General features: G+C 39.4%; 19 protein-coding genes. 6 read left to right on the top strand and 13 right to left on the bottom strand.

Annotated features, from left to right (window positions below; translation table 11 throughout):
* Positions 1-55: 55 nt before the first annotated feature.
* The 7 genes from EHR01_RS17340 to EHR01_RS17310 are packed head-to-tail and all read right to left on the bottom strand — an operon-like array spanning position 56 to position 6,343.
* On the bottom strand, positions 56-1,192 hold the full coding sequence (locus EHR01_RS17340) for an LptF/LptG family permease (RefSeq protein WP_135629621.1): 1,137 nt from the start codon (positions 1,190-1,192) through the stop codon (positions 56-58).
* Entirely contained in the window at positions 1,189-2,472 is a 1,284-nt protein-coding gene (locus EHR01_RS17335; RefSeq protein WP_135696700.1) for a PP2C family protein-serine/threonine phosphatase, read from the bottom strand. Before EHR01_RS17335 ends, EHR01_RS17340 begins: the two co-directional genes overlap by 4 nt.
* Positions 2,469-2,894: an acyl-CoA thioesterase gene (locus tag EHR01_RS17330; protein WP_004787258.1), complete on the bottom strand. Its 426-nt coding sequence runs from the start codon at positions 2,892-2,894 to the stop codon at positions 2,469-2,471. The genes EHR01_RS17335 and EHR01_RS17330 overlap by 4 nt, the downstream gene beginning before the upstream one ends.
* A 6-nt stretch (positions 2,895-2,900) precedes the next feature.
* A complete protein-coding gene (gene pbpC / locus EHR01_RS17325; protein WP_135697431.1) occupies positions 2,901-5,042 on the bottom strand; it encodes a penicillin-binding protein 1C in 2,142 nt (713 codons plus the stop codon).
* The gene (locus tag EHR01_RS17320; RefSeq protein ID WP_135696698.1) at positions 5,020-5,634 is read right to left on the bottom strand and encodes an RsmD family RNA methyltransferase; all 615 of its coding nucleotides are present in this window, start codon (positions 5,632-5,634) and stop codon (positions 5,020-5,022) included. Before EHR01_RS17320 ends, pbpC begins: the two co-directional genes overlap by 23 nt.
* On the bottom strand, positions 5,635-6,162 hold the full coding sequence (locus tag EHR01_RS17315; protein WP_135696696.1) for a hypothetical protein: 528 nt from the start codon (positions 6,160-6,162) through the stop codon (positions 5,635-5,637).
* Between the two features lies 1 nt (position 6,163).
* Positions 6,164-6,343 carry a hypothetical protein gene (locus tag EHR01_RS17310; RefSeq protein WP_004787310.1) on the bottom strand — a complete coding sequence of 60 codons (180 nt, stop codon included), beginning with the start codon at positions 6,341-6,343 and terminating at the stop codon, positions 6,164-6,166.
* Positions 6,344-6,500: 157 nt separating this feature from the next.
* Here EHR01_RS17310 and EHR01_RS17305 point away from each other — a divergent pair, with 157 nt between their 5' ends.
* The 5 genes from EHR01_RS17305 to EHR01_RS17285 all read left to right on the top strand — a co-directional run bounded on the left by EHR01_RS17305 (position 6,501) and on the right by EHR01_RS17285 (position 9,821).
* Entirely contained in the window at positions 6,501-7,430 is a 930-nt protein-coding gene (locus tag EHR01_RS17305; RefSeq protein ID WP_135696694.1) for a hypothetical protein, read from the top strand.
* Positions 7,427-7,843: a hypothetical protein gene (locus EHR01_RS17300; protein WP_135696692.1), complete on the top strand. Its 417-nt coding sequence runs from the start codon at positions 7,427-7,429 to the stop codon at positions 7,841-7,843. The genes EHR01_RS17305 and EHR01_RS17300 overlap by 4 nt, the downstream gene beginning before the upstream one ends.
* Positions 7,836-8,249: a SufE family protein gene (locus tag EHR01_RS17295; protein ID WP_100741872.1), complete on the top strand. Its 414-nt coding sequence runs from the start codon at positions 7,836-7,838 to the stop codon at positions 8,247-8,249. Before EHR01_RS17300 ends, EHR01_RS17295 begins: the two co-directional genes overlap by 8 nt.
* Before the next feature lie 74 nt (positions 8,250-8,323).
* A complete protein-coding gene (locus tag EHR01_RS17290) occupies positions 8,324-9,505 on the top strand; it encodes a serine hydrolase domain-containing protein (protein WP_135696690.1) in 1,182 nt (393 codons plus the stop codon).
* A 4-nt stretch (positions 9,506-9,509) separates the two neighbouring features.
* Complete coding sequence (locus tag EHR01_RS17285) at positions 9,510-9,821, top strand: hypothetical protein (RefSeq protein WP_135696688.1); 312 nt, start codon at positions 9,510-9,512, stop codon at positions 9,819-9,821.
* An 8-nt stretch (positions 9,822-9,829) separates the two neighbouring features.
* Here the strand turns inward: EHR01_RS17285 and EHR01_RS17280 are convergent, their stop codons facing one another.
* Genes EHR01_RS17280 through EHR01_RS17270 form a run of 3 tightly spaced genes read right to left on the bottom strand, consistent with a single transcriptional unit; the run spans position 9,830 to position 12,918 of the window.
* Positions 9,830-10,747, bottom strand: a complete 918-nt coding sequence (locus EHR01_RS17280; RefSeq protein ID WP_135696686.1) for an energy transducer TonB — start codon at positions 10,745-10,747, stop codon at positions 9,830-9,832.
* Positions 10,728-11,753: a Holliday junction branch migration DNA helicase RuvB gene (gene ruvB, locus EHR01_RS17275; protein WP_135696684.1), complete on the bottom strand. Its 1,026-nt coding sequence runs from the start codon at positions 11,751-11,753 to the stop codon at positions 10,728-10,730. Before ruvB ends, EHR01_RS17280 begins: the two co-directional genes overlap by 20 nt.
* A gap of 1 nt (position 11,754) precedes the next feature.
* Positions 11,755-12,918, bottom strand: a complete 1,164-nt coding sequence (locus EHR01_RS17270; RefSeq protein ID WP_135696682.1) for a trypsin-like peptidase domain-containing protein — start codon at positions 12,916-12,918, stop codon at positions 11,755-11,757.
* 123 nt (positions 12,919-13,041) lie between these two features.
* Between EHR01_RS17270 and EHR01_RS17265 the strand changes: the two genes are divergently transcribed.
* Positions 13,042-13,611 (top strand): DJ-1 family glyoxalase III, encoded by a 570-nt coding sequence (locus tag EHR01_RS17265; protein ID WP_135696680.1) that lies wholly within the window; start codon positions 13,042-13,044, stop codon positions 13,609-13,611.
* Positions 13,612-13,645: 34 nt separating this feature from the next.
* Here the strand turns inward: EHR01_RS17265 and EHR01_RS17260 are convergent, their stop codons facing one another.
* The 3 genes from EHR01_RS17260 to EHR01_RS17250 are packed head-to-tail and all read right to left on the bottom strand — an operon-like array spanning position 13,646 to position 16,554.
* Positions 13,646-14,002: an STAS domain-containing protein gene (locus EHR01_RS17260; protein ID WP_135696678.1), complete on the bottom strand. Its 357-nt coding sequence runs from the start codon at positions 14,000-14,002 to the stop codon at positions 13,646-13,648.
* Between the two features lie 43 nt (positions 14,003-14,045).
* Positions 14,046-15,647, bottom strand: a complete 1,602-nt coding sequence (locus tag EHR01_RS17255) for a carboxyl transferase domain-containing protein (RefSeq protein ID WP_135696676.1) — start codon at positions 15,645-15,647, stop codon at positions 14,046-14,048.
* 1 nt (position 15,648) lies between these two features.
* Entirely contained in the window at positions 15,649-16,554 is a 906-nt protein-coding gene (locus EHR01_RS17250) for an alpha/beta fold hydrolase (RefSeq protein WP_135696674.1), read from the bottom strand.
* Positions 16,555-16,556 lie beyond the last annotated feature (2 nt).

Here is a 16,556-nt window from a genome sequence, read left to right as displayed (position 1 = left end):
AAAGTATGAAACATTGCAACCTAGTAGCAAAAACCCACAAGAGTATACAAACGAATTATATATTCATTTTTCTATACAAGTAATATGCTGCAGAAGTAAAAATCACTGGTGTCATCCACATTCCAATCCAAATGGGAAGGGCGCCATTTTCTGCTAAAGTTTTGGCAGTCGAATTCAAAATATAATACAACAAAACAACTGCTATGGTAAGACCAAGACTGGCAACACCTGCAGAACGTTTCGTGATGGCTCCAGCAAGTGCGCCGAGTGTGACAACCACAAAAGACATGAGCGGCATCGCAAATGCCATATGTTGTTGGATGATGACATTTCGAAAAGGAATCCCTTTGGTGATCCTTGATTCAATTTCATCAGCCAATTCAAAAAAATTCATCTCTTCTGGGTTTCGTATGGGTTTGGAAAAATAAGCTAAATCCTCTGGGAAGTCGTAAGTTTTTTCAGCGTATTTTGTTCTAGAAACAAGTTCTAAGTTTTCATTGAAACGAACTTCTTCTGCATCATACAAAACCCAACTATGAGGAGATGGAATGAATTTTGCCTTTTGAGAAGATACTGTGTACGTAGGATGCCCATCGGGAGTGATTTCAATATAATTGAATCCACCTTTGACAGTATTATCTTTTTCATCGATCCAATAGACGTAATAGAATCCTTTTTTGCCTTTGATATGCAATTGGTAGACAAAATCTATCAACCGATTGGAACCCTTTGCCATAATGCTATATTCAATTTGGGCTCTTTTGTTGGCGGGGATCACCACGGTTTGTCCGAACAAAGTCATAATGAGCCACATGGAAATCCCAAAGAATAAAATGGGTGTGATGATACGAATAAATGATACTCCTGCCACCATCATGGCAACAAGCTCTTTGTTTACACTAAACTGACCGATTACAAAACAAACAGAAAACATCAAAGCAGGTGCAACTACTTGATCCACCATGGACGGCAAGGAATACAAAACATGCAAATATACATGCACTTGGTTTACCTTGGAAGAAACTAAATACTTCATCACATCTGTGAATTTATAAATCACAATCATAGATGTTAACATGATGAGAGTACCAATAAAGGTTTTGAAAAAATCTAAAAATAAATAGCGGTCTAATGTTCGAAAAGGGATAAATTCTCTTTTGAACCAGAAAAATGGAGTTAACAACAAATTCATAAAATTTCCAAAAGTAACATACTCATATCGTCGGAAATTCGTTTTGCCGAAAATGACATGGAGTCCTCATATAGAGCATTCAAAAATTCTTCACCTTTTTTGTCAGAATGATTTTTTATGGATGTAAACAAATGTTCGTCTCCGTAAATCTCACCGGCCTCATCAAAAACTTCTAAAATTCCGTCGGAATAGAGTAAAATACGGTCTCCCGAATTTGGTGTGATTGTAAAATCTTTTAAATTAGGCTTTAAAAAGGAAACAATCAAAGTTCCCATTCCTTCCATAAACTTTGGACCTGTTTCCTTTTCGATTCGGATGAGAGGTGGATGGCCAGCAATGGAATACTGAATTTCTTTTGTATTTGTATCAACAAAGAGCACACAAGCGCTGATATGATTATTGGGAACTAACTCTTGCAAGTCGCTATGAATTGACCTCAAACAAACGGATGGTTCATTTTGATTTCCGTGAATTTTAAAAGCAAGGACAGCCATCGCAGAAACCATTGCCGAAGCAATTCCATGCCCAGACACATCTGCAAAAAAAAGTGCTAATTTGCCGTCTTCTCTTTGCAAATAACTAATGGCATCCCCACCGACTTGGCCAAATGACCTAAAAAAAGAATGTAGGCGAATTCCTTTTGTTTTAGGCCACTCGGTAGTGACTAAATTGGATTGAGTTTCGTTTGCCATTTCAAGTTCGTTTAACATACGATCCTGAAATCCTTTGAGTTTGGATTCTGAAATTCTTAGTTTTTCAACAGAGCTAAGGCGAATGTTTAGCGTGAGATAGGATACAAGAGCCGGTGTGATGATAGACGAAAGGTAAAGAGGTAAATCCACTTGTGGTTCTTTTGTATAAATTCCAATGACAATCCCTGCAGAAGTTACTGTCCCCAAATAAGAAACAAGAGACCGGCGATCAACAAAACTCACTCCAATACAAGATAAAACCAAAATCATTCCGACCAGATAACCAATGTAAAGTGAATTCCAATACAAAAGAACGAGAGAATGAGCACTCATCGTATAAAAGAAAAAAAGCATAATGGGTTGGATTTGATTCCGTACCCTATCAGAAAAGTAAGTGGCAATAAAAAAACTTAAAGTAACCGAAGCATGTAAAACACGAATCCATTTAGGATCATACAATCCTAATTCGTCAATGGGTGCAAAAATTCCAAAACCGATAAAAGTAAAAAAAACAACGAGGCAAATTCGTGAAATTTTCATCACCTCATCATCAAGTTTAAATCGATCTTGGAAGGAAGATTTTTTCATACCAAATGATTGGATCCAAATTTTGTTTTAAAATGTTCAGGAAGGGCCGATGGTTTTTGTAATTCGAAATCAAACCAAACAAAGGCAGCATTTCCTGTTAATACACATTCTTCGTTTTCATTCCACATAGAACAAATCACAGTAAAAGCTCTGGAAGAAATGGAATCCACTTCCAAAGTGATTTCTAAGGTAGCAGGAAAAACAACTTGTTTGCGGTAGTCCATGTCAAGATGTGTTAACACAGGCCCGGCTTTTACGGGTTTTAATGGAGAGTCCCACAATCCCTCTTTTGTAAAATAATCCGCCCTTGCAGATTCAAAGTATCTAACGTACGTTACATTGTTTACGTGACCAAAGGCATCCATTTCACCCCAAACAACTTGTTGGGTAAATTTATGTTTATATTTGATTGGTTTAGGCATGTGTTGTTACCGAACTTCAAATAAAGAAAGAGATAAAACTTTACCATCTCTATCTTTTACTTGCAAACGATATTCTCCCTTCTTTGGTTCCCAGAGGTATGGACCTCCTACAGACCCAATCTTTTCATCGTTTAAATAATAAGAATAGGAAACATCGTAAGAACTGAAAGTAAAGAGGATTTTTTGGCGCCCCAAAGGAATGTCTGGATCCAATGCAAAGATACTTCCATTCACAGGTGTCAGGATTCTTGTCGCTTTGGTCCTCTCTATCCTACTTTCTTTAGACAAGGACGAATCGGGAATCAAGTCTGATGAAATTTCCTCTTTCGGTTTTTTTAATTTGGAACCAAGCGACTCATGGAATAAATCCATTGTCTCTCGCCACACGGGAGCTGCACCAGTGATTCCCGAAACATCTAACATAGGACTTCCCGTTGGATTACCTACCCAAACTCCTACGGTATAAACTTCCGAATAACCGATACACCAATTGTCTCTCATATCTTGACTGGTTCCGGTTTTTACAGAAGTATAATAAGCAGTGGATAAAAAATTATCCCAACCGAATCCGAGTGACCTAGCTTCCCTATCCGCAAGGATTTCCGATACCAGATAACTTGTTTTAGGTGAAAAGACTTGTCTAGAATTTGATGGAACATCGGAAAGTTCAAATTTTAAATCAGAATACAGACCATCGTTAGCCAAAGTTCTGTAGGCGTTGGTTAATTCCAAAAGTGTGATATCAGCTGTCCCAAGAGCCAAAGAGGGCCCATAAAATTCAGGATACCGAAGCCCCGTGATTCCCAATCGTTCCAAAACCAAAATGAACTCGTTTATATCGAGAAATGACAATGCACGGATGGCAGGAATATTTAAGGAAGAACCAAGGCTTTCGCGAACAGACACATTGCCCTTATATGATTTATCATAATTTAACGGACGATAGATTCCTTGGTAAACGGGAATACCCACCGGCGAATCAGAAAGGATGGAATCGGGTGTCAGTTTATTTTCTTCAAAGTTCTCTGCATAAACAAAAGGTTTTAAGGTAGATCCCACTTGTCTTTTGCTCCGAATGAGATCCAATTTAGATACAGAACTTTCTTCACCAATATTAGGAACATAAACCAAAACTTGGCCTGTGCGATTCTCGATGACAATCACTGCCCCATCTTTTACATTTTTATCAGCGAGGGTTTTGACATTGCGTTTTAAAATCTCTTCTACTTTTCTTTGAAAGTTTAAAGATAAGGAAGACATAAACTCCGAATTATTTTTTTCCTCAACTTTGTTTTTTTTCGCAAATGAAAAATCCAAAATAGTTTTTGTATAAAGAGGAACAAAGGATGGGTATTGGGGATAATCCAAATTTCGAAACAAACTTTCTCTCACAAGCCGAGAAATTGATTCACAATCATCAATCCCATCTCTTTCTTTTTTTAACAAACAAACCCGTTTGATGACTTTTTCAATTGGACTTTGAGGGGACCGGATGAGTGCAGATAGAACATAGGTTTCGTTAGGTGTTAAAGACTCAGGGGATTTTCGAAATAAACCCTTACTTGCAGAACTGATTCCTTTTAATTCCCCTCTAAAATAAATCAAATTGATATAAGCAGTAAAAATTTCTTCTTTAGACCAGGTTTCCTCTAATTCCACGGCTCTTTGGATTTGTTTTAATTTTTGAAAGATTGTTTTTCTTTTGGATGAAGAAGATTTTAATTCAGGATCTAAAAGAGAAACTAGTTGCATAGTGATTGTGGATCCACCGCGTAACGATGGTCCAGTGAGGTTTCCCCAAAAAGAAGAAATAAGTGCATTGGAATCAATGCCTTTATGTTCAAAGAAACGTTTGTCTTCTGCATGAACTACAGAGTCGATGAGGAACTTGGGAAGTCTATCGTAATCGGTCCATTCTTCCGATCGGAAATCTTTTCGGGTTCGGTATCTTTGGATGAGTTCTCCACTCCTATCAAACACTTGTATATCGGAAGGGATATATTCTGATTTGACTTCTTTGTATGTTGGTAAGGACCAAAGAGTGGAACTAGAAAATAGAAATCCTATGATGAAAAAAAAAGAAACGAATGTATTCCGTGTGAATCCGAAAAAAGAATTCTTTTTTTTACGGATCGGAAGTCTCGGCATTTTCATAACCTGTTTCAATGATCAAATGACTTCCATACTCTCTCACTTTATGTGGGAGATCCGCCCAAATTTTTGTTGTGGGTTGGTGTTCCGGTATTTGGCATAAAATTAAAAAAGGTTTTTTTAAAGCGACACAAAAGGTATATAAACCTTCCAACATCTCTTTCATTCTTGTGGGAGTTTCCGACCAATAGGTGTAAGGTGGATCCAAATAAAAAATATAAGCAGACTCGTCACCCAACTCCCACTTTAATGCATGTTTGGTTGCGTCTTTTCGAAATAATTGCACTTGGGTTAGTCCTCGAAAAAGTGAATGGAGTTGCCTAAACCGAGTTTGGTCTAATTCATAAGTCAGGAGTCTATGAACGGAAAGGCTATAGGCTTCCGCAGAAATTTGTCCACTACCAGCAAAGTAATCACAAAACAAAACTGAATCAAAACCAAGACCCCAGGAAAGTAGGCGAGAGTCCATCAGTGAGAAAATTGCTTTTTTGACGAGGCTATTAGTAAAATTCAAATGACCCGATACATCGGATGGTGCTGGGATTTCTTTTCCCTTCCACTTTCCTTGTGATACACGCAGGCCTTTCATTCATTTACCCGAGGATTTGATTTCTTCTAGTTGCGATAACACCTGTTTGGAGGGTGAATTCGACTCAATTTCAGAGAAAACTTTTTTGGCTTCTGATTCATTTTTTAGATCCATAAGACCAAGTCCGTATAAAAGAAGGGCATCATTGTATTTGGGACTTTGTTTTCCTGACTTTTGGAATTCTTTTCCCCATTCAACGAGTAAATCCGATTCACCAAAAACAAGTGCCCTTTCCATAAACAAATAAATTGCGTTCCAGTAGTGTGTCGACGATCGAAAGTTAGGTGGAGCATCTTTCACCACCTTCGTTTTCAGTTGGGCCCAATTCTCTTCTGTAGAAACATAGAGGAAAAAAATCCGAGGATCCTTCTCTCCCTCAGGTCCATTTAAGTATTGTAAGGACTGTTTGGAGACAGTGGCGTAATTTCCTTTTTTAAATTCTGTATAGAGGGTTGAAAAACCAGAGGCTTCGCCCCAAAGGAGCGAAGGTAGAATCAAAAAACCAAAAATATACTGAAAATAAGACAAATTACAGTTCGGTGATATTCGAAGATCCGCACATAGGGCAGATCAATTCCCAAGAATCGAGGTATTCGTCCTCCCCCTCGGCTTCCCAACGGTGGTCACAATCCTCACAAGCATACGTTACGACGTCTTCGTTGAGGCTATCCGCATCGAATTCGTCATCATCTAAAAAGTCATCTTCCATACCCTTCCCACTAAATCACAAAGAAAAAGCCGTGTCAAGTGGGCAGGGCAAAAAAAAATGGGAACAAACGATGGCGATTTACTCCCGGTACGAACCGCACAGAAAGAAGAAATCAAAGGCACCGCTATTTCTATTGGTTTTAGCGCTTGGTCTATCCGTGTTAGGGTTTACCTATAGAAAAGAAATTTATTTTCTTTTTGCAAAAGACCAAAGTGTCAGAGCGGAAAAAACCAAAGAAAAAACAATCGAACTCTGGAAATCAGGAAATCTGAAAGAAAAAGATATAGAAGATTTCCAATCCATTGCCACAACCTATTCGGAAAAAGATCCAACGGATCCTGTTGCTTTCCATTTGATTGCAAGGAGTTTGTTTTGGAATTTATATCGAATCGGAATTTATTTTGATCATGATAGTTTGATCTTACATTTAGGATCTGAATTCCAAAACTTCATCGGAAGTTCCGTTTTAGCTGATTCCACTTTGGATTCTATATTCTGGAATGCGAGGACTGCAGAATCTTTTTCTTCTTCTCCATTTTCCGATTGGGAAAACAATAAAGTATTATTGTTCCTAGGCGAAACACACCGCCAAGTCAAACGACCACAAGTTTTGGTTAACGAATATGGAAATTTGGATCGTTCTAAACTATCCCCAGAATTCCAAACTGTTTATATTTGGTTACTCACCTTTAATACGATGTTAGCTGGTGATGCACAAGGGCTCGACAAACTCATTACCATTACCAAAGACCCCGCTTACAAAGCCGGAATCCAATTCACACCAAGAGAAGAAAACTTTTTACGTGGGCTTGGGAAATTTTATAAAAAAGATTATGTTGGTGCATTGTCTCTACTCAGGCAAGCCAAGTCCAATAACCCAGACCGAATTACAGAAACTTCCATCATCACAGAAGCCACAATCTTTCACTTACAAAATCTTTCGCAAAAAGGGATTGATCTCTTAGAAGATTTTTACCTTTCTTCTGGCAAAAAAAATCCTGAGATCCCACTTCTTGTCGCAAAAATGGTTTCTGAAAAACCTGGAACCAAAACGAAATTGGATTTAACACCGGAAAAAAAAGAATGAAAGTTTTCCCTATTTCATTTTCTAATTTTTTTTCTAAACCTTTGGAAAAACGCCTAACAGTTGCAATTTTCTTTTCTGTGACTTTTGTCGTTTTTTTTTCACAATGTGGATTGTTTTACAAAGGTGTGCCCAAAGCAGGTGAATTCTGTTATGTGCTGACAAAACCACCTGAATGTTTGTATGTGGACTTCGAATCCAAAAAACTAACTTGGAATGATGTGGAATATACTTTGGAAGAAAAACTTCGTATGGATTATTTTTTTAAATCCAACGGAGAATTGTATGAACTCACAGTTTCCACTGTCAATCGAGTGGAATTAAAAAATTTAACTACAAAAAACTTTAACCAATTCTATATGAGAAAAAAAGATAAGTTTGTAGAAATTCCAACACCGGGCGCCAAACATGAGTAAATCGATTGAAGAAATTCAAAAAGAAATTATAGCTGAGTTTGCTGATCTAACCGACTGGGAAGAAAAGTTCCAATACCTTATTGAGTTAGGTGAAGAACTTCCACCCTATCCCGATGAAAAACGAACAGAAGAATATATAGTCCCTGGTTGCCAGTCTCGAGTTTGGGTCGCACCAAAATTAGAATCAGGAAAATTAGAATTTGATGCTGATAGTGATACTGCTTTGACAAAAGGTCTTATCGCGATTTTGATACGGGTATTTTCGGGACAATCTCCAAAAGATATAGCGGATGCCTCACTAGGTTTTATTGAAGAAGTAGGTCTTGCCAAGTTTCTTTCGATTTCAAGAAGAAACGGATTATTCTCTATGGTACAAAAACTAAAAGGATACGCAGAAAAAGTTTAATCCCTTTCTTTTTTCCTTTGCAATCTGTAACAACCTCGCATAGAATTCTGAAACGAATCTGAACTAGGAATTCTATGAAACGAAGCCTTATCTTTCTACTTTTATTAACCTTTGTACATTGTGGCAAAGACCTTTCTCCTTTTGGTGGTGAACCAGAAGTAACCACTCTCAAATCCCGATTAAAACCAGAATGGCCAAATCCCAACTGGAAAGTTGTTTCTCCTGAGTCCGTTGGCGTTTCCTCCAGCAAACTAGGATTAGTAGAAGAATATGCTTTTACAAGAACTGGTGATGAAGCAGATAGAAAAGGCAGAAGAACTGATGCTCTCGTTATTTTGAGAAATGGAAAACTCATTTATGAAAAATACGCAAGGAACTTTTCCGAAGACAAAGTACATTTAACTTGGTCTGTTTCTAAAAGTATTTTACAAACCATGTATGGAATCGCAGTCAAACAAGGTCTTGTTAAGTTAGACGATCCTGGTTATTATCATTATGAACCACTTAGCCGCGATGAAGCTCACAAAAAAATTACCATCAGGCACCTTCTCAATATGTCCTCAGGACTTGCCGCCGAAGAAGGATACGAAAGTGGCCCACTTAAATCTTCTGTGATCGCTATGTTGTATACCAGAGGCCGCAAAGATATGGGCACATTCTGTAGTGGACTTCCTCTCCGTGCAGAACCAGGAACCCAAGTTTATTATTCCAGTTGTGATACCAATATCCTTTCTGCCATTCTCAAAAAAGTTTACGGGGCAGAAGAATACGACAAACTTCCTTTCGAAAAAATCTTCAAACCTCTCGGAATCACAAATGTAACCTTCGAAAGAGATGGATCAGGGACTTATGTTGGTTCTTCTTATCTTTATATGACAGCCAAGGACTTGGCAAAAATTGGATATTTGTATTTGAATGATGGGATTTGGAACGGCGAACGTTTGTTACCCGAAGGTTGGGTGCAGTTCACAAGAACTCCTGCTCCAGGATATAAAACCACACCATATTCCGAGGACTTAGCAGAAGACAATTACACTGCCCACTGGTATGCCAACACTGGTGTTCCCGAAAGAGGAATCCACGAACCTTGGCCAGATGCCCCAAAAGATACGTTTGCCGGACTTGGCCACTGGGGACAAATGTTGTATGTAATTCCCAGCCTTGATTTAATCATTGTTCGGTTTGGCGATGATCGAGAAAAGGCATTCATCAAAAATGATTTTTTAAAATTAGTGAAAGAGTCTGTAATTCGGTAACCTTATGAAAAGAAAAATTTCTGTGATCCTTTCTTTGTTATTTTTATTTATTTTGTTTTGGGCACAATGGAACTGGAAACATCTCTCTAGTTTTCCATCCATCATCTCAAGTTTTTATTCGAAAGAATATTGTAGTTGTTACTTTGTGATGCAACTTTCCGAAGATCAGTGCCATGACTTTGCTCGCCAGTGGGTTCCTATTAGTGAATTCAAACTGGATAAAGACAATATGTCAGTGACTGTCAAAGGACTCGGGAGAACCAATACAGCCAAATATCTCTCTAAAGAATACGGTTGTACTCTTGTGACAGAATAAAGTAAAAACTAACGATAATAACGAATTCCAGGAAAGATGAAGTTAATTCCAAAGATTAGTCCTTTTGCTTTGACTTCTTCTGGAACAGGGCCAAAATTTTGGCCTCGGATGGAATCCATACAAGCCTGGTCGACTACGACCTGGCCTTGTGATGTCACCAAACGAACATCCAACACTTGACCTTGTTCGCTTAACATAAATAAAACTTTGGTTTCCCCTTCTTTGATTCCCTCTCTTGCTACTATACCTGCCATATCTCGGTACGCATAGTTCCCACCACCTGGTGGTGCAAAAGATTCCTCAATTCGTTTTAACATGTTTTTGAAATAATAATAACCTGCTAATTGTTTGGTGGGAATTGTCAGGGCTTTGGCCCCGTCCCATCGAAATAAAAAGTCTTGTTGGAACCTATAGTTAAAAGGAATTTTTGTCATTTGCCCAGAACTTGCGGACTGGTTCGGACTTTCTTCTGCATTGGAATTGGTTTTTGGATCTGCTTTAAAAATCCCTACTTCAAAAAGTTCTTCTTCTTTGGATTGTTCTGATTTGGGTTGGGCTTTGCTTGGAGTGGAAGCAGAACTTCCCATAATGAATTCACGAAATTGTGTGAGAGTATGAAATCCTTGTTTTTCGGTAAGTCCACCACCTCCCGACGAATCTTTGTTAGAGAGAGCTTTGTACTCATCTTTTTTATCAGGGTTGATGAACTGTTGTTCTACAAGAACTTCGTAAATTTTTTCTTGTTCTTTCGGCCCTAACATTTCTGCGGCTTGTTCTTCCGCCAACATCTTCCAAAGCATATTCCTGGTGATAAGGTGTGCGAGTACAAAGGATACAATGAGGATGACAAAGGTGAAGGCGAAGAAAAGTCTTCGTTCCCCTTCTTCTTTTTCAGGTAACCGGAAATCAAAAGAGAGTTGGGCCATTTTCGCGATTTTCCCCGATATTTCCAGTATACACAATTCCCAAATGTTCGTAAGCTTTTTTCGTAGCCACTCTTCCTTGGGGTGTCCGGTCAATAAGACCCACTCTGACAAGAAATGGTTCGTATGTGTCTTCTAAAGTGCGTTCTTCTTCACCGAGCACCACAGCGATGGGTTTGATTCCCACAGGCCCACCACCATAACGGTGGATGAGGATGTCCAAAATTTGACGGTCCACGGCATCTAGGCCCAAATGGTCGACGCCCATCCTTTCAAAAGCAAACTTACAAGTTTCTAAACTTACGGAACTTTCGTTTCGAACTTCCGCAAAGTCCCGAACTCGTTTCAAAAGATGATTCGCAATCCTTGGGGTTTTGCGGCTTCGTTTTCCAATCTCAAGAGCCACCCCTTCTCCCAGAGAAACACCCAGTAGTTTTGCCGAACGATCCACGATGATTTGCATTTCCCCATCGGTATAAAAATCAAGTTTCAGATGGATTCCAAACCTTGTTTTCAATGGTTCGCTGACAAGACCTGAGCGAGTGGTGGCACCAACGAGTGTAAAGGGTTGGAGTTGGATCTGGAGGGCATTGGCAGTAACACCCTCTCCCACCACAAGGTCCACAAAGAAGTTCTCCATCGCAGGATAGAGTAACTCTTCTTGTTTTTTGATAAAGCCGTGGATTTCGTCGATAAAGAGGACTTCGTTGGTTTTGAGTAAAGTTAAGAACCGAACAAGATCTGCACCTTTTGAGATGGCAGGAGCGGATGTGGGAGTAAAGGCCACTGCCAGTTCATTGGCAATGATATTGGCAAGTGTGGTTTTGCCAAGGCCAGGAGGGCCGGATATGAGAACATGGTCGAGGGGGCTCTTTCGTTTGCGAGCCGCCTCTACGTAAACCGAGAGATTGGCCAGAACCTCTTTCTGGCCGATAAATTCGGACAATTTAGTAGGGCGAAGGCTAGGTTCATCTTCGCCCGGTTGGATCCAATCTTCTCTTAAACTCACCTCAATTGGGTTTCTGCTCTGGAGTGATGGAAGTCAAGATTTCATTTTTATTTCGGATGATTTTTATCTCGATTGGTTTTCCAGTTTTGGAAGATCTCACAAAACTAACGAGTTCTTCTGGTGTTTGGATTTGTTTTCCGCCGATTTCCACAATCACATCAAATAATTTTAAACCCGCTTTGTCTGCAGGAGATCCTTTCATGATTTGGCGGACAACAGCACCTTTATTGTCTTTCAGTTTGAGTTGTTCGATGTATTTTTCATTGACCGGATCAAGTCCGACACCAATCCAAGGGCGGGTGACTTTTCCATTGGTTTTGATTTCCTCAGCCACACGTCTTGCTTCATTGATGGGGATAGCAAATCCAATTCCTTCTGATCCACCGGATTGACTCACAATCAAACGGTTGATTCCAATCACTTCGCCTCGGATGTTGAGAAGAGGACCCCCACTATTTCCTTGGTTGATGGCAGCATCCGTTTGGATATATGATAAACCGGAAGCATCAATTCCCCCACGTTGGATCGCAGAAACCACACCCACAGTAAACGATTGTTCAAATCCAAGAGGAGCACCAATGGCAATCGCCCAGTTCCCGACTCGCACTTTTTGCGAATCACCGATCAAACTAGGAGTCAGTGTTCCTTTTGGTGCATCGATTTTTAATAAAGCAATATCAGCAGTTTCATCTGCCCCAATGAGTTTCGCTTCGAATTCTTTTTTATTTTTCAACTTCACTGTAAACTTATCCATGTTTTGAATCACATGGTGGTTGGTCATAATATAACCGTCTTCGTTCAAAACAATCCCTGAACCAAGACCATATTGTTTTTGTTTCATCACTTGACCCGAACCACCTGAACGTCCAAAAAATTGATCAAAGTATGGATCGGAAAAAGGATGAATTCTTACATTCACTGTCCTTTCGGTTGCAATGGAAACTACACTTGGTGAAACGCGGTCAAAAACTTCTTGGAAAGCATCTTCTAAAGCAACTGCCTGGGTTTGGGCCGGTGATAATTTTTCCCCACCGTCTGCTTTGAGCTGCAAAGGGTTCTCGGAAGAATTTCCGCATGTGAGGATGGGTGACAAAAATGTTCCCAACAGTAAAAAACTAAATGCAATGGCAACGTAACGTAATGGATTCGATTTTTTAAAAGTCATAGATAACAGGCACTCTCTCCTTGTATATAAGACCCCAGAAGATTCAGGAAAGTTCTCATTTCTTGGGATCGTTTTTTTACAAAAAAACTTGAACATTTTGTTCCAAACCAAACTAGTCTTAGTATGGCAAAACGAGTTTTGATTCCCCTCTGTCCTGGCTTTGAAGAAATGGAAGCCATCATCCTCATTGATGTTTTGAGAAGAGGAAATGTAGAAGTTGTCTCAATTGGAAAATCAAAAGATCCCATCCTTGCTTCTAGAAAAACTCTGCACTTAGCAGATAAAATTTTTTCGGAAATCGTTCCCAGTGAATTTGATGCCATCCTACTCCCAGGAGGACTCGAAGGAACCAAACAACTGATGAAGGACCCAGAAATTAGTAAGATTCTAAATTCCTTCCAAACAGAATCTAAAATGATTGGTGCCATTTGTGCGGCTCCAAATGTCCTCCGAAATTTGGACATCATCTCAGGGGAGGATCCTTATACAGCTTTTCCTTCTCCCGAAGATTTGGCAAAAGGAAAAGGCGGAAAGTATACGGGAGAAAGGATTGTTTCACATAACAATATCCATACGAGCATTGGTCCTGGTTCTGCTTTTGAATTTGCTTTGTTTATTTTGGAAAGATTAGAAGGAAAAGAAGTGATGGAAAAAGTGAAGGTTGGTTTGCAACTCCCTAAAAATGAAATTTAGTTTTCCAAACAGTAAGAATGGAATAAAATCTTAGTTAGTCGGTGGGTTCTCGTTCCTCTACCAATGAAAGAACTGCTTTTTCCTCAGAATCAAATACTTCCAAATGGCTCTCCATTCCAGTAAGTTTAAAAACCTTTGCTACCGATCCATGTACACTACATACCTTCAAATTTCCATGGTATTTTTTGAGTTTGTACATAGCAGTGACGAGCGTCCCAATTCCCGAACTATCCATAAAGGGAACCTTTTCTAAGTTCACCACAATTTCATATTGGTGTTTGCGCATCTTATCATCCAGAATGTCTTTCAATTCTTTTGCATTGTACAAATCAACCTCACCCTCAATGGTAATGATAGCGACTTGATGGGATGATTTTTCGTGGATGATCATTTGTAATTAGTTTGCACTTCGAATGAGAATGAAAAGTCAAAAATTACATTCGAAAGACACCAAATGGTTTTCTTTCTTCTTTCCTTCGGCTGAGAATAGACAATGCCCTTCCCAAAACTTTCCTAGTATCGGCAGGATCAATGATTCCATCATCCCAAAGCCGAGCCGAACTATACACTGCCGAAGACTTCTTTTCATAATCTTCTAAAATTGGTTTTTTAAAAGTGGATTCTTCGTCTGCCTGAATGGATTCACCCGCTGCTTCCTTTTGGTCTTTTTTGACTGTCCAAAGAACATTGGCGGCTTGTTCTCCTCCCATGACTGAAATTCGTGCATTGGGCCACATCCATAAAAATTCCGGAGCAAAGGCACGACCGCACATTCCATAGTTTCCTGCACCATAAGATCCACCAGTAACAATCGTTAGCTTGGGGACTGTAGTTGTAGAAACGGCATTGACCATCTTCGCACCATCACGAGCAATTCCATTGTTTTCGTATTTTTTCCCCACCATAAATCCTGTGATGTTTTGTAGGAATAAAAGTGGAATCCGTCTTTGGTCACAAAGTTCAATAAAATGAGAGGCTTTGAGCGCTGACTCAGAAAACAAAACTCCATGGTTGGCAATGATACCTACTGGGTATCCGTATACCTCAGCAAACCCTGTGACGAGGGTTGTGGCATATAGTTTTTTGAATTCATGAAATCTAGAACCATCTACAATCCTTGCAATGATTTCTCTTGGATCGTATGATTTTTTAGAATCCCTTTCGATGATTCCATAAATTTCCTCTGTTGGATACAAAGGTTCTTCTGTTTCTTTAGGAAGAGTCTCTGATTTTATATTTAGGTTTTTTACAATAGAACGAGTGATTTCTAAAGCATGGAAATCATCCTCTGCATAGTGGTCTGTCACTCCTGACACACGGCAATGTACGTCTGCACCACCTAACTCTTCACCAGTGACCACTTCACCAGTTGCAGCTTTGACAAGCGGAGGACCACCAAGAAAGATGGTTCCATTTCCTTTGACAATCACAGATTCATCGGACATCGCAGGAATATAGGCACCCCCTGCCGTGCAAGACCCCATAACGACCGCTATCTGAGAAATTCCTTTGGCACTCATCCTTGCTTGGTTGAAAAAAATACGACCAAAATGGTCTTTGTCCGGAAATACTTCATCTTGCATGGGTAAAAAAGCCCCACCAGAATCCACCAAGTAAATACAAGGAAGAGAATTGTTTTCGGCAATCTCTTGAGCACGAACATGTTTTTTGACTGTAAGAGGATAATAAGTTCCACCTTTGACCGTTGCATCATTGGCAACAATCATACAATCCACACCTTCCACTTTCCCGATCCCTGTGATGATACCTGCGGAAGGAACGGGATCGGGATATACCCCTTCTCCAGCAAGACCACAAACTTCCATAAACTCGGTTCCAACATCAATGAGTTCGGCAATTCTTTCTCTTGCAGTCAGTTTGCCTCTTGATTTGTGTTTTTCTAAAGCCTTACTACCGCCACCTAACTTTACATTTTCGATAACTTTTCGAATGGGGACTAAGGTTTCTAAGTATGCCGTTCGATTGGCCACAAATTCGGATGTGTTCGGGTTCGTCTTAGATATGATTCTTTCCATATTATTCCTTGTTTTGTTTGTTGAAATGGAAGGTTTTGGTTTTTTTATGCGAGAAGGAATCTACAAAGTAGTGAAGTTTTTCAAATATGGCTTCTGGACATTCTTCCATAGGAAGGTGTTTGGCTGGTAAAAAAACTAAGCTACTTGTCCTAAGCGTTTCTTTCATGTATTCGGTTTGGTTGGGAGAAATACGGAAGTCTTCCTCACCAATATAAATTTGGCGAAGACCCACGAAATTTTTAGCACCTTCTTCTATCTCACGCAAAGCATGAGTAGATCGATCTACATTACGAACAAATTCTAAAGTGTTTTTGCGAGCTTTCCCTTCGAATAACAAATGATACATTGTCTTCTCCCATTCAAAGGCAAGTTGGTGTGTTTTTTTCACGAGGAATAGTTTATAAAACAAACGAAGAAAGGGTGGGCGAAATAAAAATGAAAAAACTTCTCCAACTAACGGCAAACGGAGGAAATGAAGAGGAAAATAAAAACGAAATTTAGGTAAGTTCATAAACCCACCTAAAATAGATAAAGATTTATACTGGTTTGCATGTTCCTTAAAAGTAAAACAAAGAATTGGAAGTGCATAATCGAAAGCCACAACATGAACCTTTTTGTCACCAACCACTTTCTCCAAAAAAGGTGCTAAATAATGAGCTTGGAGCCGATGAGAAAGTGGTCCATCCGGTCTTGTGCTAAAGCCAGTTCCCAAAAAATCAAGCGCAATCACTCGATAATGATTCGACAACAAACTCACCAACTTGCGATAGTTATACGATGTTGTCAAAAAACCAGGAAGGAGGAGAATGATTTCCTCACCTTTCCCTTCATCTAAATAGAAAAAACGTAAGTCATCAATTTCTACTGTTTTTCCAGAATTGATATGTTCTAACAAACTGGGTGTCATGT

Origin of the sequence: Leptospira mtsangambouensis (genome assembly GCF_004770475.1) — a bacterium.
Lineage (GTDB): Bacteria > Spirochaetota > Leptospiria > Leptospirales > Leptospiraceae > Leptospira_A > Leptospira_A mtsangambouensis.
Note: the sequence above shows the minus strand (reverse complement) of the source record. Positions and strands in the feature narration are given on the sequence as shown.

Bases quoted from the DNA above. Each gene is read 5' to 3' on its own strand.
- EHR01_RS17280 (WP_135696686.1), bottom strand. From the start codon at position 10,747: ATGGCCCAACTCTCTTTTGATTTCCGGTTACCTGAAAAAGAAGAAGGG.
- EHR01_RS17340 (WP_135629621.1), bottom strand. From the start codon at position 1,192: ATGAATTTGTTGTTAACTCCATTTTTCTGGTTCAAAAGAGAATTTATC.
- EHR01_RS17290 (WP_135696690.1), top strand. From the start codon at position 8,324: ATGAAACGAAGCCTTATCTTTCTACTTTTATTAACCTTTGTACATTGT.
- EHR01_RS17335 (WP_135696700.1), bottom strand. From the start codon at position 2,472: ATGAAAAAATCTTCCTTCCAAGATCGATTTAAACTTGATGATGAGGTG.
- EHR01_RS17285 (WP_135696688.1), top strand. From the start codon at position 9,510: ATGAAAAGAAAAATTTCTGTGATCCTTTCTTTGTTATTTTTATTTATT.
- EHR01_RS17295 (WP_100741872.1), top strand. From the start codon at position 7,836: ATGAGTAAATCGATTGAAGAAATTCAAAAAGAAATTATAGCTGAGTTT.
- EHR01_RS17265 (WP_135696680.1), top strand. From the start codon at position 13,042: ATGGCAAAACGAGTTTTGATTCCCCTCTGTCCTGGCTTTGAAGAAATG.
- EHR01_RS17260 (WP_135696678.1), bottom strand. From the start codon at position 14,002: ATGATCATCCACGAAAAATCATCCCATCAAGTCGCTATCATTACCATT.
- EHR01_RS17320 (WP_135696698.1), bottom strand. From the start codon at position 5,634: ATGAAAGGCCTGCGTGTATCACAAGGAAAGTGGAAGGGAAAAGAAATC.
- EHR01_RS17255 (WP_135696676.1), bottom strand. From the start codon at position 15,647: ATGGAAAGAATCATATCTAAGACGAACCCGAACACATCCGAATTTGTG.
- EHR01_RS17250 (WP_135696674.1), bottom strand. From the start codon at position 16,554: ATGACACCCAGTTTGTTAGAACATATCAATTCTGGAAAAACAGTAGAA.
- EHR01_RS17300 (WP_135696692.1), top strand. From the start codon at position 7,427: ATGAAAGTTTTCCCTATTTCATTTTCTAATTTTTTTTCTAAACCTTTG.
- EHR01_RS17330 (WP_004787258.1), bottom strand. From the start codon at position 2,894: ATGCCTAAACCAATCAAATATAAACATAAATTTACCCAACAAGTTGTT.
- pbpC (WP_135697431.1), bottom strand. From the start codon at position 5,042: ATGCCGAGACTTCCGATCCGTAAAAAAAAGAATTCTTTTTTCGGATTC.
- EHR01_RS17270 (WP_135696682.1), bottom strand. From the start codon at position 12,918: ATGACTTTTAAAAAATCGAATCCATTACGTTACGTTGCCATTGCATTT.
- EHR01_RS17310 (WP_004787310.1), bottom strand. From the start codon at position 6,343: ATGGAAGATGACTTTTTAGATGATGACGAATTCGATGCGGATAGCCTC.